The following is a 2,627-nucleotide window of genomic DNA, read 5'->3' as shown; positions in this document are numbered from 1 at the left end:
CGCCGGACGCGTCGGTCCGGCCATCGGCGCCGCGCTCGCCGGGGCAGGGCATGCCCTGGTCGGCATCACCGCGGGCTCGGACCCTGACCGCGTCGAGGCGATCCTTCCCGATGCGCCGGTGCTCGACGTGACGGAGGTCGTGCGGCGCAGCGAGCTCGTGATCCTGGCCGTGCCGCACGACCAGCTCGAGGGCCTCGTCGCGGGGCTGGCCGAGGTCGGCGCGTGGCAGCCCGGGCAGCTCGTGCTGCACACCGACGCGTCGTTCGGAGCCGGCGTCTTGGCGCCCGCGGTGGCGAAGGGCGCGATTCCGCTTGCGGTGCACCCCGCGATCACATTCACGGGCACGTCGATGGACGTGCGCGCGCTCCAGAACGCCTACGCGGCGGTGACGGCGCCGGGGCCCGTGCTGCCGATCGCGCAGGCCCTCGCGGTCGAGCTGGGCTGCGAGCCCGTGGTGGTCGACGAGGCCGCGCGCCCCGCCTACGCCGAGGCCATCGCGACGGCCCGGGAGTTCTCCCATTCCATCGTGCGCCAGGCGGCGGCCCTGCTGACCGAGGCCGGAGTGCCGCACCCGGGCGCGTACCTGTCGGCTCTCGTGCACACCGCGATCGACCAGGCGCTCACCGAGGCGGGCCCCGAGCCGGGCATCGACCCCACCGCTGCGATCCGAGGATGATCTCCACCGCAGTCCAGTCGCGGGCCACCGGTTCACCGACGACGCCGAGGTGTACGTCGGCTGAAGGTGCGGCATCCGTGGTCGAGAGCGAGGAGGCGGCCGTCGATAGACTTGGGGGTCCGCCTTCCGAGGAGCCCACGCCATGACCGATACGACCGCGCCCGCTGACGAGGCCGCCGAGCCGACCGATCCCTCGGACGCTGAGCTCGTCGACGCGTTCGAGCAGAAGGCCGTTCGGCTGGCCAAGCGCGAGCGGCTGATCGCCGAGCGGACGGATGCCGCGGGCGGCGCCTACCCCGTGAGCCTCCCCATCACCGACACGATCCCGGCGCTGCGCGAGCGCTACGGCGACCTCGAGGCGGGCGCAGAGACCGGCGTCACCGCCGCCGTCGCGGGTCGGATCGTCTTCAGCCGCAACACCGGCAAGCTGTGCTTCGCGACGCTCCAGGCGGGCGACGGAAGCCGCATTCAGGCGATGGTGTCGCTCGGATCGGTGGGCGAGGAGTCGCTGCAGGAGTGGAAGGAACTCGTCGATCTCGGCGATCACGTGTTCGTGTCGGGCGAGGTGATCTCGAGCCGCCGCGGCGAGCTGTCGATCATGGTCGCCGAGTGGCGCATCGCGTCGAAGGCGGTGCTGCCGTTGCCGAACCTGTACACCGAGCTCAGTGAAGAGAGCCGTGTGCGCAGCCGGTTCCTCGACCTGATCGTGCGCGACCGCGCACGCGAGACCGTCGTCGCTCGCGCCCAGGTGAACGCGAGCCTGCGCGCGACGTTCGCGTCGCACGGCTTCATCGAGGTCGAGACCCCGATGCTGCAGGTGCAGCACGGCGGGGCATCCGCTCGCCCGTTCATCACGCACGCGAACGCCTTCGACGTCGATCTCTACCTGCGCATCGCGCCCGAGCTCTTCCTCAAGCGCGCCGTCGTCGGCGGCATCGACCGGGTGTTCGAGATCAACCGCAACTTCCGCAACGAGGGCGCCGACTCGACGCACAGTCCCGAGTTCGCGATGCTCGAGGCCTACCAGGCCTACAGCGACTACCACGGCATCGCCGACCTCACGCAGGAGCTCATCCAGAACGCCGCCCGCGCGGTCGCGGGCTCGACGACCGTGACGTGGGCCGACGGCACCGAGTACGACCTCGGGGGCGAGTGGGAACGTCTCTCGATGTACGAGTCGCTCTCACAGGCGGCCGGACGCGAGATCACACCCGAGACGCCGCTCGGCGAACTGCGCGCGCTCGCCGCGGCCGAGGGCGTCGACGAGCCGCCGCACGTCATCCACGGCAAGCTCGTCGAGGAGCTGTGGGAGCACTTCGTGAAGTCGCAGCTCACGCGCCCGACATTCGTCATGGACTTTCCCCTCGACACCAGCCCGCTCGTGCGCGAGCACCGATCGATCCGGGGCGTCGTCGAGAAGTGGGACCTGTACGTGCGCGGCTTCGAGCTCGCCACCGGATACTCCGAGCTGGTCGACCCCGTGATCCAGCGCGAGCGCTTCGTGGAGCAGGCGAAGCTCGCCGCGCGCGGAGACCTCGAGGCGATGCGGATCGACGAGGAGTTCCTGCGCGCCCTCGAGCACGGCATGCCGCCGACGGGCGGCATGGGTATGGGAATCGACCGCCTGCTCATGGCGATCACGGGGCTCGGCATCCGCGAGACGATCCTGTTCCCCTTGGTCAAGTAGTCACCGCACCTCCGCCCGCTGGAACGCCCAGTCGGGCAGGTGGCCCGCCCGTGCGAACGACAGCACGATCTCGGACAGCCCGTGCTCGGGCTCGATCTCGCACGCCTGTGACGCGTAGACGTCGGCGTGCGTCGAGCGGCCCAGCGCCCACGACAGCCACGCGCACATCGCGAGCGGCCCCGGGCGCGACGCTCGCGGAGCGACCGCGGCCACGCGTCTGACGAGCCGCAGCGCGGTCGCCAGGCGCTCGGGGTCGGGCCGGTC

Annotated in this window: 3 protein-coding genes; 2 read left to right on the top strand and 1 reads right to left on the bottom strand. The window is 71.5% G+C overall.

Annotated elements, in window-relative coordinates:
• Positions 1–676: DUF2520 domain-containing protein (locus tag EIO58_RS15915; protein ID WP_127820321.1), on the top strand; the 676-nt coding region annotated here is incomplete at its 5' end.
• A 142-nt stretch (positions 677–818) separates the two neighbouring features.
• A complete protein-coding gene (gene lysS / locus EIO58_RS15910) occupies positions 819–2,363 on the top strand; it encodes a lysine--tRNA ligase (RefSeq protein ID WP_127820320.1) in 1,545 nt (514 codons plus the stop codon).
• Here lysS and EIO58_RS15905 read toward each other — a convergent pair.
• Positions 2,364–2,627 (bottom strand): DUF4192 family protein (locus EIO58_RS15905; protein WP_127820319.1); only part of this gene is annotated, 264 nt, incomplete at its 5' end.

Source organism: Microbacterium sp. CPCC 204701 (assembly GCF_004010105.1).
Classification (GTDB): domain Bacteria; phylum Actinomycetota; class Actinomycetes; order Actinomycetales; family Microbacteriaceae; genus Microbacterium.
The sequence above is the reverse complement of the archived record's forward strand: the minus strand, read 5'-3'. Positions and strand labels throughout refer to the sequence as shown.

What these genes read in the sequence shown, in the direction of transcription:
- lysS (WP_127820320.1), top strand. Translation starts at nt 819, where the DNA reads ATGACCGATACGACCGCGCCCGCTGACGAGGCCGCCGAGCCGACCGAT.